The organism is Sphingopyxis sp. (assembly GCF_036675685.1).
Classification (GTDB): Bacteria; Pseudomonadota; Alphaproteobacteria; order Sphingomonadales; family Sphingomonadaceae; genus Sphingopyxis.
This window is the reverse complement of record NZ_JAKFEM010000020.1, coordinates 21,414-44,888: the sequence shown is the minus strand read 5'-3', so window position 1 is coordinate 44,888 and position 23,475 is coordinate 21,414. Positions and strand designations below refer to the sequence as shown.

The following is a 23,475-nucleotide window of genomic DNA, read 5'->3' as shown; positions in this document are numbered from 1 at the left end:
GGGTACGCAAGCCCCCCGAATAGGGGTTGTCGCGGCCCCGCCCACGCGTCACGCAACAAGGAACAATCGACCGGGCGGATGGATGGCGTGTCCATCGATGCCCGGCGCAGGAGACGATCTGTCGTGGCCGAAGCGAAGTTTACGATACCCCATAAAATCTTCGCCGCGGTACGCGCACATGGCGATGCCGTCGCGATCCGGGGCGAGGACGGGACCGAGGTCCGCTACCGCGATCTCGAACGGCTGGCGCGCGTGGCGGCCAAGGGCTTTATCGCGGCGGGGATCGCCGAAGGGGACCGGATTGCGATCTGGGCGCCCAACGCGGTGGGCTGGATCATCGCTGCTATCGGCGCGCAGGCGGCGGGGGCCGCGATCGTGCCGCTCAACACGCGGCTGAAGGGGCGCGAGGCGGGCTATATCCTGCGCACCAGCGGCGCCAAGCTGCTGCTCACCGTCGCCGATTTCCTTGGCACCGCCTATCCGCAATTGCTCGCGGGCGAGGATCTGCCCGACCTCAGCGGCATTGTGCTGATGGAGGGCGAAGAGGGCGGCTTGCCGTGGCAGAGCTTCCTCGATCGCGGCGCGGCGCTTTCGGATGCCGCGGTCGACGCGCGGATGGATGCGCTGGGCGAGGATCAGGTCTGCGACATCCTTTTCACCTCGGGCACCACGGGCAACCCCAAGGGCGCGGTGACGACGCACGGCCAGAATGTCCGGCTGTATCTCAGCTATGGCGAGACGCTGACCTACGGGCCGGGCGACAATTTCCTGATCATCAATCCGTTTTTCCACAGCTTCGGCTACAAGGCGGGCTGGCTGGTCGCGCTGATGCGCGGGGTGACCGTATTGCCCCACGCGGTCTTCCAGACCGACAAGGTTCTCGAACGGATCGAACGCGAGCGCGTCACGCTGCTCCCCGGGCCGCCGACCATTTTTCAGAGCCTGCTCGCCGGACCTTATGACAGGTTCGACATTTCGTCGCTGCGCGTCGCGATCACTGGCGCCGCGTCGGTACCCGTTACGCTGATCGAGGAAATGCGCGGCAAGCTCGGGATCGAGGTCGTGCTCACCGCCTATGGCCTCACCGAAACCTGCGGCGTCGTGACGATGTGCTGCGCCGGCGACGATGCGGCGACGATCGCCAACACTGCGGGCCGTCCGCTGGCCGGGATCGAGGTCAAGCTCATCGACGAGGCGGGCAAGGTGGTGGCGCCGGGCGAGGCGGGAGAATTGCTCGTGCGCGGACCCAATGTGATGCGCGGCTATTTCAACGATCCGGCGGCGACCGCAGCGGCGATCGACAGCGAAGGCTGGCTGCGCACCGGCGACATCGCGGTGCAGGACGCGCGCGGCAATGTGAAGATCACCGACCGCGCCAAGGACATCTTCATCGTCGGCGGCTTCAACGCCTATCCGGCCGAAATCGAAGGGCTGCTCGCAGCCAACCCGGCGGTGATGCAGTCGGCGGTGATCGGCGTTCCCGACGAACGGCTGGGCGAAGTGCCCAAGGCCTATATCGTCCTCCGCCCCGGTGCGAGCGCGACGCCTGAGGAGATCGTCGCCTGGTGCCGCGAGAATATGGCGAATTACAAAGTGCCGCGTCAGGTGGTGATTATGGACGCGCTGCCGGTGAACGCGGCGGGCAAGGTACAGAAATTCCTTCTGCGCGACCCGGTGGAATAGGTGCGCGACCGGAGGGGAATGACGAAGGTTAGGGAATGGCTGCTCCCCGCCCCAAAGGCATGCGTCGCCTTCAAATAAGCCTTTCCTACATTATCCGGCTATGCCAGCCTTCACCCGGCTCTTTCATTTGGTGGATAAAGGCGGTCGCTGCCTGGCTCGCGGGTGCGGTCACGACGCGGCGTGCCGGGCGCGTCCAGCAGGCCCCAAGGTCGAAATCCGGCGATGCATAAGGCTGAACTTTCCTGAACTTTGGAATGATGACGCGATCCTTGCGCCGACCGGATCCAACCCGGGATGATGAAAGAAGGCAGCGGCGGTTCACCACCCCAAAGCAGACCATTGGCCGCAGCGCAAAATCTCAGCTTTCCGGATAAAACCGGCTGATCGTATCCACCACACAAGCGGGCTTCTCGGCGCCCTCGATCTCCACCGTCACCCGGACCACCGCCTGAACGCCGCCCTTCGCTTCCTCGGCCTTGACCAGTTCGCCCTTGCCCCTGATCCGGCTGCCCGCCCGGACGGGGTTCAGGAAGCGCAGATTGTCGGTGCCGATATTGACCCCCATCGAAACGCCGCGCACCTCGACCAGTTCGGGGAGGAAGCGGTTGACGAGGCTCATCGTTAGATAACCATGCGCGATCGTGCCGCCAAAGGGGCCGTCCTTCGCGCGCGCGGGATCGACATGGATCCATTGGTGATCGTCGGTCGCCCGCGCGAACAGGTCGATACGATCCTGCTCGATCGCGATCCATCCGGTCGGCCCGAAGCTTTCGCCCACCGCGGCGAGCAGCGCGTTCGGGGTTTCAAAGACACGCGCACTCATGCCTGCTGGCTCGAAACCGCGAGCACTTCGCCGGTCATGTAGGAGGACAGGTCGCTGGCGAGGAAGAGCATCACGTTCGCGACCTCCCACGGCTCGGCATAGCGGCCGAAAGCCTCCTTCTCGGTCAGTTCTTCGAGCAGCCCCGGCGGGGTGACCTTGGAGAGCGAGGCGTGCATCGCGAGGCTGGGCGAAACCGCGTTGATGCGCACCCCCTGTTCGGCGGCTTCGAGCGCCGAACAGCGCGTGAAGGCCATCACCCCCGCCTTGGCCGCGGCATAATGCGCCTGCAGCTTCTGCGCGCGCCAGCCGAGCACCGAGGCGTTGTTGACGATCGCGCCCTTCTGGCGTTCGTACATGTGCGGCAGGATCGCGCGCGTCATGCGAAAGACGCTGGTGAGCGTGACGTCGAGCACCTTGTGCCATTGATCGTCGGTCATCTCGACGACGGATGCTGCGCCGCCAAGGCCTGCATTGTTGATGAGTATATCGACATGCCCCATCGCGCCGATCGCACCCGAAACCAGCGCCTGCACCTGATCCTCATCGGTGACGTCGCAGACGAGTGTGCCGGGGCGTGCGAAGCCGAGCGCGGCGATCCGGTCGGCGGTTTCGCCGAGGCGGCGTTCGTGCATGTCGGAGAGGAAAAGCGTCGCCCCTTCCTCCGCCGCACGCTGCGCGACCGCACCGCCGATGCCGCTGCCTGCGGCGGCGGTGATCAGCACGGTTTTGCCCTTCAGCAGGCCGGTGGGGGTCGGATATTCGGGGGCGGGTCGTGCCACATTTGGCTCCTTCATTTGAGGTCGCCGCGCGGTTCGCGGGGAAGCCCCAGCGCGCGTTCGGCGATGATGTTGCGCTGGATCTCGTTGGTGCCGCCATAAATCGTATCGGCGCGGCTGTAGAGGAACAGGTTGGGCAGCGCGGGGAAGGCATAGTCATGCCCCGCCACGGTTTCGCCCGCTTGCCCCAGTACATCCATCGCGAGTTCGCCCAGATCGCGCCGCCATGTTGCCCACTGGATCTTGTAAGTGAGCGCCGAAGGATTGAGCCTGCCGCCCTCGGCGTCGGAGAGCATGCGCAGCGCGCCGTAACGCATGAGTTTCAGGCCGATTTCGGCTTTGGCGATGCGCTGGCGGATCAGCGGGTTCTTCGCTTCGCCATTGGCGCGCGCCGCGTCGATCACCGCGTCGAGCTCGTTGCGGAAGCCCATCTGCTGCGCGAGCGTCGAGACTCCGCGTTCGAAGCCGAGCAGCCCCATCGCGACTTGCCAGCCATCGCCGGGCGCGCCGAGGATGTTGGCCGCGCCGGTGCGCGCGCCATCGAAAAAAGTCTCGTTAAACTCGGCCTCGCCGGTGATCTGATGGATCGGGCGGACGGTGACGCCGTTCTGGTCGACCGGAACGAGCAGGAAGGACAGGCCCTTGGGACCTTTCGATCCTTCCTCGGTGCGCGCGATCGCGAAGATCCAATCGGAGAATTGCGCGAGGCTGGTCCAGACCTTCTGGCCCTCGATCACCCATTCGTCGCCGTCGCGCCACGCCTTGGTGCGGACGTTGGCGAGGTCGGAGCCGGCACCCGGCTCCGAAAAGCCCTGACACCAGATTTCTTCGCCGCGCGCGATCGCGGGCAGGAAGCGCGCCTTCTGCTCTTCGGTGCCGAAGGCGAGGATGGTCGGGCCGGCGAGTTCGATGCCGATATGGTTGAGCCGCGGCGGGGCGCCCGCGCGCGCATATTCCTCGGCGAAGATCACCTGCTGCGCGAGCGTCGCGTCGCGGCCGCCATAGGCCTTGGGCCAGCCGACGCAGCTCCATCCCGCTTCGCCGAGCCGGCGTTCCCAGTCGCGGCGGCGCTCGGGGCTAGCGATCAGGCTCGTCAGCCCGCGCACGTCGGCGAAGGGGCCGTCCAACTCGGCCGCGAGCCATGCCGCGGCTTCGGCGCGAAAAGCCTCTTCCTCGGGAGAGAATCCCAGCTTCATGCCGCTTCGTCCAATCCGGTCAGCCCGGCCACCCGCTCGCGGTGCCAGTCGGGGGTGCCGAGCAGGCTCGCATTGCTGCGCGCGCGCTTGAAATAGAGATGCGCATCATGCTCCCAGGTGAAGCCGATGCCGCCATGAAGCTGGATCATCTCGCCCGCGCAGTGACTGTAGGTATCGCATGCGAACGCCTTGGCGGCATGAACCGCGAACTCGGCTTCGTCCGACCCTTCGTCGATTGCGCACGCGGCCCAATAGACCGCCGATCGCGCCTGTTCGATCGCGACCATCATGTCGGCGAGCCGGTGCTTCACCGCCTGAAAACTGCCGATCGCGCGGCCGAACTGGACGCGTTCCTGCGCATAGGCGACCGTCCGGTCGAGACACGCCTGCGCGCCGCCCAGTGCATCGGCGGCGATGGCGAGCCAGCCCGTGGCGAAGGCCGCGTTCGCCGCCGCGCGTGGATCGGCAAGTGCCTCGGCCGCCACGCCGCCGAAATCGAGCCGCGCATAGGGGCGCGTCTGGTCCATGCTGGTCAGCGGGGTGATGCCAAGTCCGGGCGCGCCGCGTTCGACGATCGCAACGCCATTCGTGGCGACGACGACGAACAGGTCAGCAGCCGCGCCGTGCGGAACATGGAGCGCGGCGCCGGTGAGCGTGTCGTCGCCGAGCGTTGCACCCGGCGCGCCGTCGGCGCTGGCAACCGCGAAACTTGCGACCAGCTCACCCGAGGCGAGCTTCGGGAGCAGGCGTGCTTTCTGTTCCTCGCTACCCCCGGCGAGGATCGCGGGCGCGGCAAGGCCAAGGCTGGCGAGGAAGGGAAGGGCGGCGGTGTGTCGCCCGGCTTCCTCGGCAAGGATCGCGAGCTCGACCATGCCGAGCCCGACGCCGCCCATCGCCTCGGGAATCGCGACGCCGGCGAGTCCGAGCTCGCCGGTAAAAGCCTGCCACAGCGCCCGATCGACGCCGGTGTCGGCCATCGCGGCGCGCGTGCGTTCGCTCGTCGCATTCTCCGCGAAAAATGCCTTCGCCGTTTCGGCGATCATCCCCTGTTCGTCGGTGAAGGCGAAATGCATCTCAGTTGCCCCAGACCCGGCGCGGCTCGCTCCGTTCGCCCAGCAACGCATCGACCGCCGCGCCGACATCGGCCGGCGCCCATTTGGCCTGCTGGTCGACCGTCGGGCCAAGCTTCCAGCCATCTTCGATCGTGATGCGGCCGCCCTCAAGCTCGAAGACGCAGCCGGTGACATGCTTCGACTGCTCCGACCCAAGCCACACCACGGTGGGGGCGATATTGTCGGGGTCCTGCGCGTCGAAACCGCTTTCGACCGCGGCCATCTTGTCGGCAAAGGCGCCTTCGGTCATCCGCGTGCGCGCGGCCGGGGCGAGGGCGTTGGCGGTGATGCCATACCGCCCAAGCTCTGCCGCCTGCACCAAAGTCAGCGCGGCGATGCCGCCCTTCGCGGTCGAATAGGCCGCTTGCGCGATCGACCCCTGCAGCCCCGCGCCGCTGGTGGTGTTGATGATCCGCGCATCGACGGGATGGCCCGCCTTTTGCTGCGCGCGCCAATAATCGACCGCATGGCGGGCGACGCAGAAATGGCCGCGCAGATGGACGTGCATCGTCGCGTCCCATTCCTCGGGCGTCGCCGACACGAACATGCGATCGCGCACGATCCCGGCATTGTTGACGACGACATGCAGGCCGCCGAACGCTTCCACGGCGGCATCGACGATGCGCTTCGCCGCGTCCCAGTCGGTGATATCCTCATAATTGGCGATGGCGTTGCCGCCCGCCGCCTTGATTTCGGCCACCACGCCGTCGGCTGCCGACGTATCACGGCCCTCGCCCGACAGGCTTGTGCCGATATCGTTGACGACGACATTGGCGCCTTCGGCCGCGAAGGCGAGCGCATAGGAACGCCCGAGCCCGCGCGCCGCGCCGGTGATGATGACGGTCCGTCCGTCGCAGATACCCATGGGTCTTACAGCCTTTCGATGATGGTGACGTTGGCCTGGCCGCCGCCTTCGCACATGGTCTGGAGGCCGTAGCGGCCGCCGGTGCGTTCGAGCGCGCCGAGCAAGGTGGTCATCAGCCGCGCGCCGGTGGCGCCTATCGGATGGCCGAGCGCGATCGCGCCGCCCTGCACATTGACCTTCTCATGCGGGACACCGAGTTCCTGCATCCACGCCATCGGGATCGAAGCAAAGGCCTCGTTGCACTCGAACAGGTCGATGTCGTCCACCGACATGCCGGCCTTTTCGAGCGCGTACTTCGTCGCGGGGATCGGGCCGGTGAGCATCCACACCGGATTGTCGGCGCGGACCGAAATATGATGGATGCGCGCGCGGGGCTTCAGGCCGTGCGCCTTCACCGCCGCCTCGCTCGCGATCAGGATCGCCGCGGCGCCGTCGCAATTCTGGCTGGCGATGCCGGCGGTGATCACCCCGCCTTCGTTGACGGTCCGGAGCGTGGCCAGACCCTCGGGCGTTGTGGCGGGTCGAACGGTTTCGTCCTGCGCCAGACCGGCGAGCGGGGCGATCTCGGCGGCAAACCAGCCATTGTCGATCGCGGCCTGCGCGCGGCGGTGCGATTCCGCCGCGAACAGCTCCATCGCCTCGCGGCTGATGTTCCATTTATCGGCGATCATCTCGGCCGACTTGATCTGGTTGACCTCCTCATCGCCATAGCGCGCGAGCCAGCCGGGCGAGCTGAGAAACGGATTGTCGAAGCCATAGGGCTGGCCCGCGAACATCGCCGCCGAAATCGGGATCGCGTTCATCGCCTGGCTGCCACCCGCGACGACCAGGTCCTGCGTCCCGCTCATCACGCCCTGTGCTGCGAAATGGACCGCCTGTTGCGACGAACCGCATTGCCGGTCGATCGTTGTGCCGGGGACATGCTCGGGAAGCCCCGCGACGAGCCACGCGGTGCGGCCGATATCGCCCGCCTGCGGCCCGATCGTGTCGCAGCATCCCCAGACGACATCGTCGACGAGACCCCCGTCGATGCCGGTGCGTTCGACCAGCGCCTTGATCGGATGCGCGCCGAGATCGGCGGGATGAACGCCCGCAAGACTGCCCTTCTTGCGCCCGATGGGGGTGCGGACGGCGTCGATGATATAGGCTTCAGCCATATTCTTTTTTCCTTATGCGAAACTATGGCCGGGGCCGATCGGGAGCGTGCCCCCGATGACGGCGGCGTCGATGCGGCGAAGATGGAAGGCGCGGTCGCCCCACGCGCCCGCGAGCGCCCAGCAACGCTTCATCCAGAAATGCAGGTCAACTTCATAGGTATAGCCCATTGCGCCATGGACCTGGATCGCGGTCTCGCTCATCGCCCAGGCGGCGTCGGTGGCGGCGATCTTGGCGTGGCTGACATGCACCGATGCGCTGGCGTTGCCTTCACCCAGCGCGATCGCGGCGCGCTGGATCACCGGCTTGGCGAACTCGATCTTCACGACCGCGCTTGCCAGATGATGCTTCACCGCCTGAAAGCCGCCGATCGGCTGGCCGAACTGGCTGCGGTTCTTCGCATATTCGGTGGCTTGGCTCAGCATTGCGTCGGCGATGCCGACAAGCTGCGCGGCGGCGATCAGCGCGGCATGGTCAATGAGAGTGTCGGCCGTCCCGACTTCGACGCCTGTCGGTGCGACGGGCGCATAGAGGCGGCGGAGCGGGTCGACGCTGTCGAGTAGTTCGGCGCCGTCACTCCGTTCGGCGAGCAGCAGCGCACCATCCTTGGCCGACAATATATGGCTGGCGCCATCGATGTCGGCGACCCACGGATTGACCGGATGCTGGAGCGCGACCTTCGCTTCACCCGCGATAATCGCAGCGAGCAGCGCATCCTGCCCGCCCGCCTTGGCGAGAAGCGGCGCGGCGACGAGCGCGGTGTCGGCAAGCGGTTCGGCGACCCCGGCGCGGCCGAGCTCGGCGGCGATCAGCACGCCGTCGAGCAGCGACAGGCCGAGCCCGCCCTGCGCCTCGGGAACGAGCAGGCCGGGGAGGCCCATTTCGACGAGGCCCTGCCAGACGTCGGCCGAACGACGGCTGTCTCCCCCGTCGAGAGCGCGCAGCAATTCGGGGCCGTGGACGCCCGCCAGATAGTCGCGGACGCCCTGGGTCAGTGTCGCCTGATCTTCGGTGATCGTGAAATCCATGGCGACTTACCTCGGCAGGCCGAGCAGGCGCTCGGCGATGATGTTGCGCTGGATCTCGTTCGACCCGGCGTAGATCGGGCCCGAGAGCGAGAAGATATAGCCTTCGAGCCACATATTGAGCGCGCCGCCATCGAAATGGCGCAGCTCAGCCGACGCTCCGAGTAACTGCATCGCGGTGCGGTGCGCCGCGCGGTCGAGTTCGGACCAGAATATCTTGTTGAGGCTCGCCTCCGCGCCGATATGCCCGCCCGTCATGATCTTCGAGGCGACGGCATAGGTGTTGTACGCATAGGCCTGCGCGTCCATCCAAGCCTGCATGACCTGCTCGCGCGCGGCCGGCGATGCCGTTGCCTCATGCGCGCGGAACAGCGCGACGAGGCGTTCGGCCGCCGCCTGAAAACGCGCGGGCGAGCGCAGCATCAACCCGCGCTCGAAGCCCGCGGTCGCCATCGCGACATTCCAGCCTTCGCCTTCGCCCGCGATGCGGTTCGCGACCGGGACGCGCACCTCGTCGAAGAACAGCTCGGCAAAGCCCGGGTCGCCGTGGAGTTGGCGGATCGGGCGGCGCGTGACGCCGGGGGCGTTCAGGTCGAACAGGATGAAGCTCAGCCCCTTGTGGCGATTCGATTCCGGGTCGGTGCGGAACAGACCGAAACCCCAGTCGGCGAAGCTCGCGCGGCTCGACCAGGTCTTTTGCCCGCTGATGATATAATGGTCGCCGTCGCGGATCGCCTTCGACGTGATCGCCGCCATGTCCGACCCGGCATTGGGTTCGGACCAGGCTTGCGCCCACATGACTTCGCCCTTTGCCATTGGGGTCAGGAAACGCGCCTTCTGTTCGTCGGTCCCAAACTCCATGACCGTCGGGCCGAGCAGGAAGATGCCGTTCTGGTTGGCGCGCAGCGGCGCCCCCGCGCGGTAATATTCCTCCTCGAAGATCAGCCACTGGATGAGGTCGAGCCCGCGCCCGCCGTAAGCCTCGGGCCAGGTGACCATGCCCCAGTTGCCGCTGGCGAGCTTGCGCTCCCATTCGACATGCTGATGGTAGCCTTCCTCGCGCTCGAGCGTGACGAGGGGTTCCTTGGGGACATTGGCCTCCATCCATGCGCGGACCTCGGCGCGAAAGGCTTGTTGTTCGGGGGTGTAGGCGAGATCCATCAGAATTCGGCCGCCTTGCCCGTCTCGACAAAGGCGTCGCGCGCCTTCTGGCTGTCTTCGTGCATGTACATTTCGAGCGTGAAGCCCTGTTCGAAGCGATAACCGTGATCGACGTCGCGCGGCTCGAGGCCGTTCAAGGCTTCTTTGGCGAGGACGAGCGCCTTGCGCGACTTGCCCGCGATGATCGCGGCAAAGGCGCGCGCTTCCTCCACCAGTGCTGCGCGCGGCACGATCTTTTCAACCGCCCCCAGCCGGTACGCTTCCTCGGCGGAGATATTACCGCCGGTGAAGAAGGCGGCACGGACCTTGTGGAGCGGCAACATGCGCGAGAGATGCGAGGCACCGCCCATCGCGCCGCGATCGACCTCGGGCAGCGAGAAATAGGCATCATCGGCGGCAATGATCGTGTCCGACGCGCCGCAAATGCCGATTCCGCCGCCGATCACGAATTTATGCACCGCAACGACGACGGGCACTTCGCAGTCGCGCACCGCCTTGAAGGTCAGATAATTGCCGCGGTTGAGCAAAGTGATGCGCTCGGGATGCGCCTGCATCTCCTTGATGTCGACGCCGCCACAGAAACCGCGACCTTCGGCGCGGATCAGGACGACATTGACCTCGGGATTGTTGCCGGCGGCGCGGATGATCGTGGGCAGGCTGTTCCAGGTGGTGCTGTCGAACGCGTTGACCGGCGGAACGTCGAAGACGATCTCGGCGATGCGGTCCTTGATTTCGGTGTGGATCGGCATGGTTCAGGCCTCCGTTTTCGAGGGGGAGGAAAGGGCGGCGAGACGCGCGCGCGCCTCGGTTTCGATCGATGTGACGAGGTCGGCGCAGCCCGGCAGGTCATCGAGCCGCCCGGCGACCAGTCCCGTCGCCATCAGCCCCTGATCGGGGTCGCCCTCGACCACCGCTTTCTGGATGAGCATCGGCGCCGAGGCCGCCATCATCGCCTGCGGCAGCGTCAGGCCGCCGTGGCTGGTCATGCCCCTGGCCGCCTTGAACAATTCGCCGAAGGAGGCGCCGGTCTGGCGCTTCATCTGCAACCCGCTCTCGATCGCGCGGCGCCAGATGCCGATGCCCGACGAGCGTTCGATCCGGTCGAGCAATGCGTTCTTGATCATCCGCTGCGGCAGGCCATCGACCTTGGTCGAGACAAGAATATCGTCGGTGCTCGCCTTCACATAGCGTGCCTTGGTCAGGTCGGGGATCGGGCTTTCGCGCGTCATCAGGAAACGCGTCCCCATCGCGATGCCGACCGCGCCATAGGCCAGCGCCGCGGCGAGCCCGCGGCCGTCGCCGAAGCCGCCCGCGGCGATCACCGGCACCTTCACGCTGTCGAGCACTTGCGGCAGCAGGATCGTCGACGCGACCGATCCGGTATGCCCGCCGCCTTCGCCGCCCTGCACCGTCACCATGTCGACGCCCAGCTGCACCATTTTCTGCGCATGTTTCACCGCGCCGACGGTGGGAATGCAGAGAATGCCGGCATCCTTGAAACGGCCGATCATCTTCGCATCTGGCCCGCGCCCGAAGCTGACCGCGCGCACCTGATCGCGGTGCTTCAGGATGATCTCGACGATCTCCGCCGCGCCCGGCTGGAACATGTGGAAATTGACGCCGAAGGGCTGCTTGGTGCCTTTCTTGACCGCAAGGATCGCGGTTTCGAGCTCGGCGGGCTGCATCACCGCGCCCGCGAGGAAGCCGAAGGCACCCGCCTCGCTCGACGCGATCACCAGCCTCGGCGTCGCGATCCAGCCCATCGCGGTCTGAATCACGGGCAGGCGGCAGCCGAGCCGTTCGGTCAGCAGGGTGACGAGCGGATCGGCCATCAGCCTTCCTTTGCGTCCTTCTTGTTGGCTTCGGCCATCGCCTTGCCGGTCAGGCCCGCCAGGCTGTTACCCGTCACCAGATCATTCTGCGCGTGCGCAAAATGGTGCATGTGGAAGACCGCATCCATCGCGGTGCGCTTGCCGCGCAGATCCTCGACATGGTTGATCGCCTGCTTGGTGAGCGAAAGGCCGAGGCGCGGCATTTCGGCGAGCTTCTCGGCGACCTTGCGCGTCTCGCCTTCGAGCTCATCGCGCGTGACGATGCGGTTGACCATGCCAAGGTCATAGGCGCGCTGGACCGGCATCCGTTCGCCGAGCAGCAGGAATTCCTTGGCGATGCGCGGTGGCAGTTCGAAGGCGTGCGCGAAATATTCGACGCCGGGGATACCCATGCGGACGACGGGATCCTGGAAAAAGGCGTCGTCCGACGCGACGATCAGGTCGCACACCCACGCGAGCATCAGCCCGCCCGCGATGCACGCGCCCTGCACCATCGCGACCGTCGGCTTCGGCATCTCGCGCCAGCGGCGGCACATGCCCAGATAAACCTCCTGCTCGCGCGTGTAGAGAAATTCGGCGCCGGGTTTGTTCACATGATCGGGCCACAGCAGCTTGCGATCGAAGGTCTTCGTCACGTCGCGGCCCGGCGTGCCGATGTCGTGGCCGGCCGAGAAATGCTTGCCTGTGCCCGCGAGCACGATCGCCTTGACCTCATCGTCATCGACCGCGCGACGGAAGGCGTCGTCGAGCGCATAGGTCATCTGGCTGTTCTGCGCATTGTTAAAGGTCGGCCGGTTCATGGTGATCCAGGCGACGCCATTTTCGGCGCGATAGAGGACGGGTTCGTCGGTTTCGTAGACGATGTCGGCCATGGTCAGCTCCTCTTGCCTGCTGGATTGTCCTTGAGCACGCTTGCCCTCAGGTTGTGGGGGTCGAACCGCGCGATGATCGCGAGCTGTTCGGCGGTGGGTGCGGGCGTTTCCTTGAGGTCGGGTGCGGCGCTTAGCGCGAAGCCCGTCGCCTCCTGCACCTGATCGAAGCTTACGCCCGGGTGGAGCATGATGACGCGGATCGCCTTGTCGGCGCCGCCGAAATCCATCACGCAAAGGTCGGTGACGACCAGCCGCAGGTCAACGCGGTCGAAATTTGCGCCCGCGAGGCGCCGCGCCGGATTATAGCCGACGCTCGACACCATATCGACCTCGCCCTCGACGAAGACGCGCTTCGAATGCGCCGGAACGAACATCGAGTTGATGTGATAGATCGAGTTGCCCGGAAAACCGCGCGCGCCGAGCATCTGGACCTTGGGCTGGTCATAGGTGCCGCCCAGGTAGGAGATGTTCGTCTGCCCGAAGCGGTCGATCTGGCTGGGCGACACCATCGCGTGGCGTTTGCCGGGCCAGACCGCGGCGTCGAAATAGCGCGAGAAGGGCAGGTAGCCCGAAGGCTTGCGATCGTCATACCCGCGCGGCCCCAGCGGAACGGGGTCCTCGACCAGCCAAGCCTCGCCATCGGTCATCATCAGTTCGGGCGTGTGCGTCACCTTGGCGAGCGAGGCGGCGAGGCGCGGCGCGGTGCCGATGCCGGTGGCAACGAGTTCGCCATTGCCGCGCCACGCTTCGGACGCGGCGACGATCAGTTGTTCGCAGAGCGAAAATTCGGGTGCGGTGGTCATGGGCTTCGTCCGCCTCAAAAAATGGGAAGGGGGAGGCTGGAGACGACATCCTTGCCGCCGACGCGCTCGAGATAGCCCGCCTCGTCGGCGCCGATCGTTTCGGCGGCATAGGCGTCCCAGCCGCCTTCCTCGCGCGCGCTCGCGGCATAGGCCTTGAGATGTTTGATGTCCCAGCCGTACGATGGCGGCATCGAGGTCGGGTGCGCGCCGAGCGGCGCTTCGACGACGGCGTGGACGAAGCAGCGCTCGACGATGTTGGCGCGCGCATCCTCGGGATAGCTCAAGTCCATCCGCTCGACGACTTCCTCGGCCGATGCGAAGGTCCGGTCGGCGGCGCGCGCGAACCATTCGTCATAATAGGTATCGGGGCCGAGCGCCTGGATGTTGCCGAGCTTATCGGCGCGGTGGACGTGGATGAGCGCAGCATCGAGCTTCAGCGGCGGCATCGCCAGGACGACCTCGCCATCGTCATAGGGCGACTGCACAGTCTTGAAACCACCGTGCGTCATCACGTCGGTGCCGATGCCGACTTGGGTCGGGAGGAAGGGCAGACGGAACGCCGCGGCCTTCAAACCCCATTGCAGCATGCCTTCGTCGAGTTCGAGAATATCGAGCGTTCCGGCTTCGCGGCTTTTACGAAAATAAGGCTCGAGCGGGATCGCATCCATCGAGACAAAGCCGAAGATCAGCTTCTTCACCTTGCCCGCGGCGCAGAGCATGCCGACATCGGGGCCGCCATAGGTGACGATCGTCAGGTCCTTGAGGTCCGAGCGCAGGATGGCGCGGATCAGCGCCATCGGCTTGCGGCGCGGGCCCCAGCCTCCAATCCCGATCGTCATCCCACTCTGCAGCGAGGCGACGAACTGTTCGACGGTCAATTGCTTGTTCAATCCACTCTCCAGCCACCAGACGCCGGGCACAAGGGCACCCGCGATGTTGCGAGAGGGATAGGCGCGCTGGCCGTTCGCCCGATACCACCATATGGAGAGAGACTTTCGCGCCGCCCGGTAGGAGAGAGAGGCGGACGAGATATGGAGATGGACATGGCGGACGAGAAACAGCGCGTGGCGCTCGTGACCGGCGGCAGCCGCGGGATCGGCCGCGCGATCGCCGAGCGTCTTCTGGAAGACGGGATGCGCGTTGTCATTTGCGGCCGCAACGCCCCCGATGATCTGCCGCGCCATCATGGCGCGGCCGCGGAGTTCGAGGCATGCGACGTGCGTTCGGCGGACGAGGTTCAAGCGATGATCGACCGCATTTTCGGGCGGCACGGCCGGCTCGATCTCGTCGTGAACAATGCCGGGGGATCGCCCGAAGCCGATGCGGCTTCGGCTTCGCCGCGGTTTTCGGAACGCGTCGTCGCGCTCAACCTGCTCGCGCCGCTCCATGTAGCGCAATCCGCCAATCGCATCATGCAGGCACAGGAGGATGGCGGCAGCATCGTCAATATCGCGAGCGTTTCGGGGGCGCGGCCCTCGCCGGGCACTGCGGTCTATGGCGCGGCCAAGGCGGGGCTGCTGAGCCTCACCGAATCGCTTGCGATGGAATGGGGGCCTAAGGTGCGCGTCAACGCGGTCATCGTCGGGCTGGTCGCCACCGAGGCCGCGGCCGATCATTATGGCGGCGAGGCGGGGATGAAGCGTATCGACGCGATGCTGCCGCTCGGCCGCATGGCGCGCGGGTCCGACATCGCAGGGGTTGTCAGTTTCCTGGCGTCGGGCGATGCCGCTTATGTCAGCGGCGCCAGGATTGCCGTGCACGGTGGCGGTGAACGGCCGATCTTTCTCAACCTCGCGCAGGCCGATTGAGGCGTGGGTGGCGGGCGCTAGCCGGGCCGCTCCGGGGCGACGGCAGCGCGGGTCAGCAAATGGAGCAGTTCGCGGAAGCTTTCGAGTTCCGCAGGGTCGGCGGCGTCATAACTGCGGTTGGAACCGAGCTGCTTGCTGTTGCAGACATAAAAGAGTGAGCTCGATCCCACCGCGTTGACGACGTGCATCGGCGGCAGCGGACGAAAGTCACCGGTGGCGATGCCTTCGTTCACCACGGTCTCGACATCGCGCAGCAGCACATTCGAGAATTGCGTGGGATTGCCGGCGCGCGGCGTGACGTCGGCGACAAGGCGCTGGATGATCCGCGCCGCCGACGGCCGCGCGACGAGGAAGTCGAGCCATTCGTCGAACAGCGCGAGCAGCCTGTCGATCGGCTTCGCGTGCTGGGCGATGCCGCCGAGGGCAACGCGGTGCATCGAAGCGAAAATATCCTCCTCGACCGCGTCATACAGTTCCTGCTTGTTGGAAAAATAATAGACGATCGACGGACGGCGGATTCCGACCGCGGCGGCGACGTCCTCGAGCCGCGCGGTGGTGAAACCGACATCGGCGAAAACCGTTTCGGCCGCCTCGAGAATGGCTTGGCGCGTCGCTTCGCCGCGCGCGTGTCTGATGGGCTTTATGTCCAACGCTCAAAAACCTTCCGTATCAGCGCCCGGCAGGCGCGCTTCCTTTTGGCGCAATCAAATCACGCTTGCAATCTACCTTCATGAAGGTAGAAATCTACCTACACGAAGGTAGAATCAAGAGGCGGGGCGAAAAAGCGCTCGTGAATATTCCATGGAGGGGAAGACGATGAAAAAGATTTCCGGGCCACAGGCCCGCCTGTTGCTTTGTACGCTCGCGATGACCGCGGCGCATCCCGCGCTGGCACAGGACGCCGCACCGGCGGCGGACGAAGCGAGCGGTCTCGGCGAAATCGTCGTCACCGCGCAAAAGCGCGCCGAATCGCTCCAGGATACGCCGATTTCGATCGCGGCCTTCACCGCCGAAGATCTTGAGACCAGGGGCATCAGCGGGCTGACCGATCTGCGCGCCAATGTGCCCAACCTCCAACTCACCCCGCATCCGAACAGCGCCGCGACAACGCAGATTTTCATGCGCGGCGTCGGGCTGAGCGACGATCAGATCACGCAGGACGGCGGTGTCGCGGTCTATATGGACGGCGTCTATGTCGCGCGCAGCCAGGGGCAGGCGCTCGAAGTGGCGGAACTGGAACGCGTCGAAGTACTGCGCGGCCCGCAGGGCACGCTTTATGGCCGCAACGCCACGGGCGGGGCGATCAACTTCATCACCAAGAAACCCGAACTCGGCGATTTCGGTTTCAAGGGACAGGTGACGCTCGGCAATTACGACAATCGCCGCCTCAAGGCCGCGGTCAATGTGCCGATCGGGGGCACGCTCGCCGCGCGCTTTTCCTATGCCAATATCCAGCAAGACGGCTTCGTCAAAAATCCTGGCACCGGCGTAAAGCGCTGGGGCGACAAGGACCGTCAGGCGATGCGCGCCGACCTGTTGTGGCAGCCTTTCGACGCCTTCAGCCTGCGCTACAGCTATGATCGTTCGGAGATTCAGGACACGCCGATCTATGTCGCCCTTTCGCCGCTCCACCCGCTGACGGTGGCGCGGCCCAAGGCCGGCAGCCCGCTGGTTCGCGACCTTCTCGCCAATGACGTGACCTCGCAAGGGCACAGCCTGATCGCCGAATGGAATGCGACGGATACGCTCACCGTTCGTTCGATCACCGGCTATCGCAAGCTCGATAATTTCCAGAACCAGGATTATCTGACCGGCGCGATCAGCCCGCTCCCGCTCCAGAAGAACAGCAGCCGGGCGTTGCAGGATCAGTGGAGCCAGGAAATCCAGCTCGTCGGCGACGCGTTCGACCGCCAGGTCGAATATGTTGTCGGCGGTTACTGGTTCTCCGAAGAAGGCAGCAACTTCTCGAACAGCTTCAGCCCGCCGACGCGCACGCGCAGCTTTACCACGGCGACGATCGAGAATGAAAGCTGGGCGGTCTTCGGTCAGGCGACCTGGTCGCCCGAATGGCTCGACCGGCGTCTCCATCTGACGGTCGGTGCGCGGCATAGCTGGGACCAGCGCGCGGCAACGCTCGCGCGGCAGACCCAGGTCAATGAAGGGCCGATCGCACCGGTGCCCGGCGTTGGTGATGGCAGCCGCAAGTTCACCGATTTCAGCCCCAGCGTCGTCCTCGCCTTTGACGCCGCCGACAACGTCAACCTCTACGCCAAGGCGGTGAAGGGCTATAAATCGGGCGGCTATAACATCCGCGCCAGCTCGATCTCGCGCTTCAACGATGGCTTCGATTCCGAAACCCTGTGGTCGTACGAGGTCGGCTTGAAGAGCCAGTGGCTGGACAACAGCGTCCGTTTCAACGTCGCGGGCTTCGTGTCGAAATATGAGGACATCCAGATCAACGTCCAGTCCGATCCGACCAACGCTCGGATCACCGACGTGCTGAACGCCGGCAAGGCAACGGTGAAGGGCATCGAGGCGGACCTGACGCTGGCGCCGACACGCGCGCTGCGCTTTTCGGTCAATTACGGCTTTCTCGATGCCAGATATGATGAAGTGATCGATGCGGTCGGCAATGATGTGGCGGCCAATTTCCGCTTCACTAATGCGCCGAAGCATACGCTTGCGCTCGACGCCAATTATGACCTGCCCGCGCTGCCGATCGGAACGCTGTCGACCAACGTCAACTACACGATGCAGAGCGACAAGTTTTCGGGTTCGAGCATCACGGGCGGCAAATTTGTCATCGGCGATTATGGCCTGCTCAACGCGCGGCTGACGCTGGCGGAAATTCCCGGTCTCGACGGCGTGCGCCTCGCGCTGTGGGGTCGCAACCTGACCGATAAGGAATATTACATCATGCAGTTCAACATCGGCCGCCCCGGCGCGCTGTTCGGCGAACCGCGCACCTATGGTGTCGACCTGAGCGTCGAATTCTGAGCGGAAGGTCTACGATGAGAGCTTCCGCAATCGCGCTGGGCCTTCTTGCGCTCTCCCTGTCCAGCGCCGCGACCGGCGCTGGGCGGGAGGCGAAGGATTATCGCCCCGGCGCTCCCGATGTTGCGCGCACGCAAAAGGATTTTGCGGGCGACGCGGGCGAGTTCCGCTTCGTCGTCATTGGCGACCGCACCGGCAAGCATCGTCCGGGGGTGTTCGAGGACGCGATGGACAAGGTCGAACGGCTGCGTCCCGATTTCGTCATCAACATCGGCGATCTGATCGAGGGCAATACCGAGGATCAGGCGCAGCTCGACAGCGAATGGACCGAGGTTAATGCCGCGATCGACCGCTTGAGCATTCCCTTCTTCTATGTCCCAGGCAACCATGACCTGACCAACGAGGTCCAGCGCGCCGACTGGCGAAGGCGGCTGGGTGCCGACTATTACAGCTTCACCTACAAGAACGCGCTGTTCCTTGTCCTCAACACCGAGGATCCGCCGCAGCCCAGGATCGCGCGAATGAAGCTGTTCCAGTTATATGGCGGCGATGCGATGAAGCGCGTGTTCGAGGTGCTTCAGGGCGATCCGGCAAAGGCCGAGGCCTTGTTCGCCAGCGACCCCAAGCTCGCCGAACTCGCAGCGAAAATCCGTGGTTCTGAAAATGTCGCCTTCAGCGCCGAACAGGTGAAAATGGTCCGCGATGCGCTCGCCAAAAACCCCAAGGCGCGCTGGACCTTCGTGCTGATGCACCGTCCGGCGTGGAAGGTCGATTCGCCCGCATTTCGCGAGATCGAAGCCATGCTGCGCGGGCGTCCGCACACCATATTCGCGGGTCATTATCACAAATATGCTTATGAAACGCGCGAGGGCACCGACTATGTCCAGCTCGGCACCACCGGCGGGATGCCCGGTGCCGGCCCCGACGATCCGGCGGCGGTCGATCACATCATGTGGGTTTCGGTGGCCGATGGCGCCCCGCGCGTCAGCAATCTGAAGCTCGACGGCTTTTTCGGGAAAAAGGGGCCAGCCCCGATCGCCCATCCTGACTGATCAAATCGACCCACATCATGGAGATTGTTCCGCAATGAATTTTACTGATCTTTCGCCCGCGCTCGGCGCCCCCCATACTGCCGTCATCGTCACCGGAGGGGCGTCCGGGATCGGACGGGCCTCGGCGCGCGCGCTGGCCGCGATCGGCCGGGCGGTCGCGCTCTGGGATATCAACGCCGGGAAGGCCGAGGGCGAAGCCGCGGCGATCGCGCGGGAGTTCGGCGTAGAGGCCATTGGCATCGGCATCGATCTGACCGATCTGGAAACCTATCCCGCCGCGATCGCGGCTAGCCGCGGTGCGCTTGGCGCGCTGGGCGGGCTGGTCCACGCCGCCGGCATCGTCGATACGGGCTCGCTCGAAGGCATCACCCCCGAAAGCTGGGCGGCGGGCATCAATACGCATTTGCGCCCGCTCGCGCTGTTGACGCAGCAGCTTCACGGCGATTTTGCGGCCAATCCGGGTTCGGCGGTGGTTGCGATCACCTCGATCAACGCGACACTCGGTAACGCGGTCAACCCCATCTACAGCGCGGCCAAGGGCGGGATGCTTTCGCTTGTACGCTCGCTCGCCGACCGGCTGGCGCGCGACAATATCCGGATCAATTCGGTTTCGCCGGGGCAGATCATGACCCCAATGATGAAGCCCGCGGTCGACAATTTGCCCGAGGGATATTTCGAAAAGCGCATCTTGCTCGAACGCATCGGGGTTCCGGAAGAGATCGGGCGCGTCGTCCGTTTCCTGCTTTCGAACGAGGCGAGCTATATCACGGCCGCCGAGCTCGTCGTCGATGGCGGCAATATTTCCTCGCAGCGCGTCTGAGTTCGGGAAGGAAAGCCGGAAAATGCGGAATGACCATCATCAGCGTGCCCTGCACGCGGCGCTTGCGGCAACCCTGATCCTGACGTTGCCGGCGTGCGCGGCGATCGACGAAACGCCGGTTGCAAGTGCAGTGCCCGAGCAGGCGGGCGCCATTCCCTTCACGGCCGCCGCTGTGTCGGCCGACGGCACGGTCAACTGGTCGGCGCCCGGCGCGGGCAGGGTTACGGTTTTTGCGGGCACCGATCCCGCGGTGAGCGATCGAACGAATCCCGTGGGGCGGGGCGATGCGACGGGCCGTATCCGGGTGTCCGGTCTGGCACCCGGCAAGCGCTGGTTCTTCGCGCTGGTTCCCGACCGGGGCACGCCGCTGGTCATCGCGGATCGCGGGCTCTACCTCAAGACGATCCCCAATTTGCGCGACATCGGCGGTTACCGCACGGCGGACGGCCGCTGGGTGAAGATGGGGATGCTTTATCGCTCGGATCAGCTTGACCGGCTGAGCGACAACGACCTCGCCGCGATGGGCGGTCTCGGGATCGCGCTCGTTGCCGATCTGCGGACGGCAAGCGAACGCAGCCGCGAACCCGACCGGGTGCCCGCAGGCGCCGAGCATCTCGTGCTCGATGTCGCCGCGGACAGCCGCGGCCTTGGCGGCGACATGCGTCAGGCGATGACGATGATCACGACGGGCAAGGGCGCGGCGATGCTGACCGAGGCCAATCGCGAATTCGTCGCATTGGACAGCGCGCGCACCGCCTATAGCGCGTTGCTCGGCCGGATCGGCGCCGAAGACGCGGGACCGACCCTGTACCACTGCACCGCGGGCAAGGACCGCACGGGCTGGGCCAGCGCGGTGATCCTGACGATTCTTGGCGTGCCGCGCGAAACGGTGATGGCCGATTATCTGGCCAGCAACGATTATCTGCGCGCCAAGAACGAGGCCATAATCGGCGCGGCCGGCAGCGCGTCGACGCCGATAGCGCGCGAGAATCTCGAGCCGGTGCTGGGCGTGCGCGCTGCCTATATCGAGGCGGCCTTTGCCGAAGTCGAAAAACGCTACGGATCATTCGACCGCTATGTTCGTGATGGGCTCGGTCTGGACGATGCAGCGATCGACCGGCTTCGCACGACCTTGCTGGCGGGCGCGCCGCGATAGCCGCCATGGTTTCCCGGGGCCCTGACATATAGCGATCCGGCCGCGGGGAACTGGTGCCGACTGTCAGACTCGAACTGACGACCTACCGCTTACAAGGCGGTTGCTCTACCAACTGAGCTAAGCCGGCACGGCTGACCGCCCCCTAAGCATTTTTCAGCCGGATGGAAACATCTGACGTCGCGAAAATGCGGCAAACAAGAAATCTTCAAATTATGCCAAAGGTCCAGCCTTCGGTGCGTGCGAGATTGTCGGTCAGCGGCGAAGGCGACCAAGGCGTGCTATCCGCCGCGATCGCACGCAGCCACGCGGCGGTGAGCAGCGCGTCGCTCGCATGGTCGCTGACCGGGCCGGTCATCCCGGCCGGCGGCGAACCCAGCACGGCGAGCGCGGCATCGAGCGCTTCGCCGTCGCGGATCTTGCTGCGACCCGCCGGTATGCCCGCCGCGCGCGCGGCGAGGCTGGTGTAGATTTCGACCAGCACCGGGCCCGTGGCGGGCATCGGATCAAGCGGCCACAGGGGTATCCGGCCCGACAGGCGGTGGAGCAGGCGCATCCCCGCGAGGCTCGCCTTGCCGACCTGCGCGGCGCCGACGAGGTTGAAATTGCTGACGCTTGCTGCCTGTTTCGTCGCGCGTTGATATTGTTCGACGATGCGAAGTCGTCCCGCGCCGGGCAAAAAAAGATCGCCGACATCGCCGCGACCATGCCGAAAATGGCGCCGCGCTTCGGGATGGACCAGAAATCCGCCGGGTTCATAGTGCGGATCGCCGCTCGCGAGCTCCTCGACGAGCGCCCATAACCGCACGATGTCGGGCGGGCTCTCGGCCCATAGGGGGAAATAGGCGTCGTGGTCGGCAAAGGCGAAGGCGGCGGAAAAATCGAAACCGATCAGCATATTCTCGCCCGCGGCGGCGATGCCTTCGAGCCAATCCAGCACTTCGGCGCGCGACCAGATATGTCCCGGCCGCACCAGTTCGGGCGCTGCGGCGCTACTCGCGACCGCCAGTGCGATCCCCCGCTGGCGCGTGCCGCGGGCGCCCGACCAGTCGAGGGCGGCGAAATGGGTGAAACGGCGCATCGCTGGCGTCTAGCGCATCTATGTTATCTTGCACAAAGGGCGATGGCGTCCCACATGCACCCCATGCTGATCGAAACCGAATCGACGCCCAATCCCGCGACGCTCAAATTCCTGCCCGGCCGGGCGGTGATGGACGCGGGCACGCGCGACTTTGCCACCCCCGAAGAGGGCGAAGCATCGCCGCTCGCGACCGCGCTGTTCACGCTCGGCGACGTCACCGGCGTCTTTTTCGGGCGCGACTTCATTTCGGTGACGATCGCACCAGGTGCCGAATGGAGCGATGTGAAACCCGACGTGCTTGGCATCGTCATGGATCATTTCCTCGCCGACATGCCGCTGTTCCATCCCGCGAGCGCGGGCTTCGCGGTCCCGGCGGAGGATGAGGGCGGCTTTGCCGACGATCCCGCCGATGCCGACATCATCGACCAGATCAAGGAACTCATCGAAACGCGCGTCCGCCCGGCGGTCGCCAACGATGGCGGCGACATCATCTATCGCGGGTTCGACAAGGGCAATGTGTACCTCAAGATGCAGGGCGCGTGCGCGGGGTGTCCGTCCTCGACCGCGACGCTCAAGAATGGCATTGAGTCGCTGCTCAAACATTATGTCCCCGAAGTGACCGCGGTCCACGCCGTCTGAACACCCCAAATCCAGGAGATTGCCCGATGAGCGAGCCGCTTTCCGACAGCGCCCTCGACCAGCTGTTTCGCACCGCGCGCACCTATAACGGCTATACCGACCAGCCGGTGTCGGAAGCGCAGTTGCACGCGATCTGGGACCTGGTGAAATTCGGCCCGACCAGTGCCAACTGCCTGCCGGCCCGGATCGTCTGGTGCACGTCGGACGAAGCGAAGGCAAAGCTTGCCGCGCTCGCCATTCCCGGCAACGCCGAAAAGATCCTGAGTGCACCGGTCACCGCGATCATCGCGATGGATAACATGTTTTACGAGCTTCTGCCCGAACTCTTCCCGCACACCGATGCGCGCAGCTGGTTCGCGGGGAACGAGGAGCATGCGAAAGCGACCGCCTTCCGCAATTCCAGCCTGCAGGGCGCTTATTTCATCCTCGCGGCGCGCGCACTCGGGCTCGATACCGGGCCGATGTCGGGGTTCGACAATGCGGGGGTCGACGAAGCCTTCTTCGCCGACGAGCCCAATGTGAAGAGCAATTTCATCTCGACCCTCGGCTATGGCGATCCGGCGACGATTTTCGGGCGCAGTCCGCGCCCGGACTTCGGCCGCTTCAACCGCATCGCCTGAACGAC

The 23,475-nt window shown here is 65.3% G+C and carries 23 protein-coding genes and 1 tRNA gene; 8 read left to right on the top strand and 16 right to left on the bottom strand.

Annotated elements, in window-relative coordinates; all coding sequences use genetic code 11:
- Nucleotides 1-123 precede the first annotated feature (123 nt).
- A complete protein-coding gene (locus tag V6M50_RS08820) occupies nt 124-1,683 on the top strand; it encodes a FadD3 family acyl-CoA ligase (RefSeq protein WP_332818185.1) in 1,560 nt (519 codons plus the stop codon).
- A 358-nt stretch (nt 1,684-2,041) separates the two neighbouring features.
- Here the strand turns inward: V6M50_RS08820 and V6M50_RS08815 are convergent, their stop codons facing one another.
- From V6M50_RS08815 to V6M50_RS08755, 13 genes are read right to left on the bottom strand one after another with little or no spacing between them, the layout of a single operon-like run.
- Nucleotides 2,042-2,506, bottom strand: a complete 465-nt coding sequence (locus tag V6M50_RS08815) for a MaoC family dehydratase (protein WP_332818184.1) — start codon at nt 2,504-2,506, stop codon at nt 2,042-2,044.
- Entirely contained in the window at nt 2,503-3,285 is a 783-nt protein-coding gene (locus tag V6M50_RS08810) for an SDR family oxidoreductase (protein ID WP_332818183.1), read from the bottom strand. Before V6M50_RS08810 ends, V6M50_RS08815 begins: the two co-directional genes overlap by 4 nt.
- A gap of 11 nt (nt 3,286-3,296) precedes the next feature.
- Complete coding sequence (locus tag V6M50_RS08805) at nt 3,297-4,478, bottom strand: acyl-CoA dehydrogenase family protein (RefSeq protein WP_332818182.1); 1,182 nt, start codon at nt 4,476-4,478, stop codon at nt 3,297-3,299.
- Nucleotides 4,475-5,551, bottom strand: a complete 1,077-nt coding sequence (locus V6M50_RS08800) for an acyl-CoA dehydrogenase family protein (RefSeq protein ID WP_332818181.1) — start codon at nt 5,549-5,551, stop codon at nt 4,475-4,477. Before V6M50_RS08800 ends, V6M50_RS08805 begins: the two co-directional genes overlap by 4 nt.
- 1 nt (nt 5,552) lies before the next feature.
- Nucleotides 5,553-6,455, bottom strand: a complete 903-nt coding sequence (locus V6M50_RS08795; protein WP_332818180.1) for an SDR family oxidoreductase — start codon at nt 6,453-6,455, stop codon at nt 5,553-5,555.
- Nucleotides 6,456-6,460: 5 nt separating this feature from the next.
- Nucleotides 6,461-7,612, bottom strand: coding sequence for an acetyl-CoA C-acetyltransferase (locus tag V6M50_RS08790; protein WP_332818179.1), 1,152 nt, complete (start codon nt 7,610-7,612; stop codon nt 6,461-6,463).
- Nucleotides 7,613-7,624: 12 nt separating this feature from the next.
- Nucleotides 7,625-8,638 (bottom strand): acyl-CoA dehydrogenase, encoded by a 1,014-nt coding sequence (locus V6M50_RS08785; protein ID WP_332818178.1) that lies wholly within the window; start codon nt 8,636-8,638, stop codon nt 7,625-7,627.
- Nucleotides 8,639-8,644: 6 nt separating this feature from the next.
- Nucleotides 8,645-9,796, bottom strand: coding sequence for an acyl-CoA dehydrogenase family protein (locus tag V6M50_RS08780; protein WP_332818177.1), 1,152 nt, complete (start codon nt 9,794-9,796; stop codon nt 8,645-8,647).
- Nucleotides 9,796-10,545 (bottom strand): enoyl-CoA hydratase family protein, encoded by a 750-nt coding sequence (locus V6M50_RS08775; RefSeq protein WP_332818176.1) that lies wholly within the window; start codon nt 10,543-10,545, stop codon nt 9,796-9,798. The genes V6M50_RS08780 and V6M50_RS08775 overlap by 1 nt, the downstream gene beginning before the upstream one ends.
- A gap of 3 nt (nt 10,546-10,548) precedes the next feature.
- Nucleotides 10,549-11,628 carry an NAD(P)H-dependent flavin oxidoreductase gene (locus V6M50_RS08770; protein ID WP_332818175.1) on the bottom strand — a complete coding sequence of 360 codons (1,080 nt, stop codon included), beginning with the start codon at nt 11,626-11,628 and terminating at the stop codon, nt 10,549-10,551.
- Nucleotides 11,628-12,500 carry an enoyl-CoA hydratase gene (locus V6M50_RS08765; RefSeq protein WP_332818174.1) on the bottom strand — a complete coding sequence of 291 codons (873 nt, stop codon included), beginning with the start codon at nt 12,498-12,500 and terminating at the stop codon, nt 11,628-11,630. The genes V6M50_RS08770 and V6M50_RS08765 overlap by 1 nt, the downstream gene beginning before the upstream one ends.
- Nucleotides 12,501-12,502: 2 nt before the next feature.
- Nucleotides 12,503-13,303: a CoA-transferase subunit beta gene (locus V6M50_RS08760; protein WP_332818173.1), complete on the bottom strand. Its 801-nt coding sequence runs from the start codon at nt 13,301-13,303 to the stop codon at nt 12,503-12,505.
- Nucleotides 13,304-13,317: 14 nt separating this feature from the next.
- Nucleotides 13,318-14,193: a CoA transferase subunit A gene (locus V6M50_RS08755; RefSeq protein ID WP_332818172.1), complete on the bottom strand. Its 876-nt coding sequence runs from the start codon at nt 14,191-14,193 to the stop codon at nt 13,318-13,320.
- A 153-nt stretch (nt 14,194-14,346) separates the two neighbouring features.
- Here V6M50_RS08755 and V6M50_RS08750 point away from each other — a divergent pair, with 153 nt between their 5' ends.
- Nucleotides 14,347-15,111 carry an SDR family oxidoreductase gene (locus tag V6M50_RS08750; protein ID WP_332818171.1) on the top strand — a complete coding sequence of 255 codons (765 nt, stop codon included), beginning with the start codon at nt 14,347-14,349 and terminating at the stop codon, nt 15,109-15,111.
- A 17-nt stretch (nt 15,112-15,128) separates the two neighbouring features.
- Here the strand turns inward: V6M50_RS08750 and V6M50_RS08745 are convergent, their stop codons facing one another.
- Nucleotides 15,129-15,761: a TetR/AcrR family transcriptional regulator gene (locus tag V6M50_RS08745; protein ID WP_332818170.1), complete on the bottom strand. Its 633-nt coding sequence runs from the start codon at nt 15,759-15,761 to the stop codon at nt 15,129-15,131.
- A gap of 166 nt (nt 15,762-15,927) precedes the next feature.
- Here V6M50_RS08745 and V6M50_RS08740 point away from each other — a divergent pair, with 166 nt between their 5' ends.
- The 4 genes from V6M50_RS08740 to V6M50_RS08725 are packed head-to-tail and all read left to right on the top strand — an operon-like array spanning nt 15,928 to nt 21,133.
- Complete coding sequence (locus tag V6M50_RS08740; protein ID WP_332818169.1) at nt 15,928-18,108, top strand: TonB-dependent receptor; 2,181 nt, start codon at nt 15,928-15,930, stop codon at nt 18,106-18,108.
- Nucleotides 18,109-18,122: 14 nt separating this feature from the next.
- The gene (locus tag V6M50_RS08735; protein ID WP_332818168.1) at nt 18,123-19,157 is read left to right on the top strand and encodes a metallophosphoesterase family protein; all 1,035 of its coding nucleotides are present in this window, start codon (nt 18,123-18,125) and stop codon (nt 19,155-19,157) included.
- A 34-nt stretch (nt 19,158-19,191) separates the two neighbouring features.
- Nucleotides 19,192-19,977, top strand: a complete 786-nt coding sequence (locus V6M50_RS08730; RefSeq protein ID WP_332818167.1) for an SDR family NAD(P)-dependent oxidoreductase — start codon at nt 19,192-19,194, stop codon at nt 19,975-19,977.
- 22 nt (nt 19,978-19,999) lie between these two features.
- Nucleotides 20,000-21,133, top strand: coding sequence for a tyrosine-protein phosphatase (locus tag V6M50_RS08725; protein ID WP_332818166.1), 1,134 nt, complete (start codon nt 20,000-20,002; stop codon nt 21,131-21,133).
- A 51-nt stretch (nt 21,134-21,184) separates the two neighbouring features.
- Here V6M50_RS08725 and V6M50_RS08720 read toward each other — a convergent pair.
- Both V6M50_RS08720 and V6M50_RS08715 read right to left on the bottom strand, forming a co-directional pair.
- Nucleotides 21,185-21,260 (bottom strand) — tRNA-Thr (locus V6M50_RS08720).
- A 78-nt stretch (nt 21,261-21,338) separates the two neighbouring features.
- Nucleotides 21,339-22,211: a hypothetical protein gene (locus tag V6M50_RS08715; RefSeq protein ID WP_332818165.1), complete on the bottom strand. Its 873-nt coding sequence runs from the start codon at nt 22,209-22,211 to the stop codon at nt 21,339-21,341.
- 63 nt (nt 22,212-22,274) lie between these two features.
- On the opposite strand from V6M50_RS08715, the gene V6M50_RS08710 reads away from it, so the two are divergent.
- Together V6M50_RS08710 and V6M50_RS08705 are read left to right on the top strand one after the other, a co-directional pair.
- A complete protein-coding gene (locus V6M50_RS08710; RefSeq protein WP_332818164.1) occupies nt 22,275-22,850 on the top strand; it encodes a NifU family protein in 576 nt (191 codons plus the stop codon).
- A gap of 26 nt (nt 22,851-22,876) precedes the next feature.
- Nucleotides 22,877-23,470 carry a malonic semialdehyde reductase gene (locus V6M50_RS08705; protein WP_332818163.1) on the top strand — a complete coding sequence of 198 codons (594 nt, stop codon included), beginning with the start codon at nt 22,877-22,879 and terminating at the stop codon, nt 23,468-23,470.
- Nucleotides 23,471-23,475 lie beyond the last annotated feature (5 nt).

Coding starts and splice junctions, on each gene's coding strand:
- V6M50_RS08765 (WP_332818174.1), bottom strand. CDS start 12,500: ATGGCCGACATCGTCTACGAAACCGACGAACCCGTCCTCTATCGCGCC.
- V6M50_RS08715 (WP_332818165.1), bottom strand. CDS start 22,211: ATGCGCCGTTTCACCCATTTCGCCGCCCTCGACTGGTCGGGCGCCCGC.
- V6M50_RS08705 (WP_332818163.1), top strand. CDS start 22,877: ATGAGCGAGCCGCTTTCCGACAGCGCCCTCGACCAGCTGTTTCGCACC.
- V6M50_RS08800 (WP_332818181.1), bottom strand. CDS start 5,551: ATGCATTTCGCCTTCACCGACGAACAGGGGATGATCGCCGAAACGGCG.
- V6M50_RS08760 (WP_332818173.1), bottom strand. CDS start 13,303: ATGACCACCGCACCCGAATTTTCGCTCTGCGAACAACTGATCGTCGCC.
- V6M50_RS08790 (WP_332818179.1), bottom strand. CDS start 7,612: ATGGCTGAAGCCTATATCATCGACGCCGTCCGCACCCCCATCGGGCGC.
- V6M50_RS08815 (WP_332818184.1), bottom strand. CDS start 2,506: ATGAGTGCGCGTGTCTTTGAAACCCCGAACGCGCTGCTCGCCGCGGTG.
- V6M50_RS08795 (WP_332818180.1), bottom strand. CDS start 6,455: ATGGGTATCTGCGACGGACGGACCGTCATCATCACCGGCGCGGCGCGC.
- V6M50_RS08805 (WP_332818182.1), bottom strand. CDS start 4,478: ATGAAGCTGGGATTCTCTCCCGAGGAAGAGGCTTTTCGCGCCGAAGCC.
- V6M50_RS08730 (WP_332818167.1), top strand. CDS start 19,192: ATGAATTTTACTGATCTTTCGCCCGCGCTCGGCGCCCCCCATACTGCC.
- V6M50_RS08710 (WP_332818164.1), top strand. CDS start 22,275: ATGCTGATCGAAACCGAATCGACGCCCAATCCCGCGACGCTCAAATTC.
- V6M50_RS08780 (WP_332818177.1), bottom strand. CDS start 9,796: ATGGATCTCGCCTACACCCCCGAACAACAAGCCTTTCGCGCCGAGGTC.
- V6M50_RS08770 (WP_332818175.1), bottom strand. CDS start 11,628: ATGGCCGATCCGCTCGTCACCCTGCTGACCGAACGGCTCGGCTGCCGC.
- V6M50_RS08735 (WP_332818168.1), top strand. CDS start 18,123: ATGAGAGCTTCCGCAATCGCGCTGGGCCTTCTTGCGCTCTCCCTGTCC.
- V6M50_RS08785 (WP_332818178.1), bottom strand. CDS start 8,638: ATGGATTTCACGATCACCGAAGATCAGGCGACACTGACCCAGGGCGTC.
- V6M50_RS08740 (WP_332818169.1), top strand. CDS start 15,928: ATGAAAAAGATTTCCGGGCCACAGGCCCGCCTGTTGCTTTGTACGCTC.
- V6M50_RS08750 (WP_332818171.1), top strand. CDS start 14,347: ATGGCGGACGAGAAACAGCGCGTGGCGCTCGTGACCGGCGGCAGCCGC.
- V6M50_RS08775 (WP_332818176.1), bottom strand. CDS start 10,545: ATGCCGATCCACACCGAAATCAAGGACCGCATCGCCGAGATCGTCTTC.
- V6M50_RS08725 (WP_332818166.1), top strand. CDS start 20,000: ATGCGGAATGACCATCATCAGCGTGCCCTGCACGCGGCGCTTGCGGCA.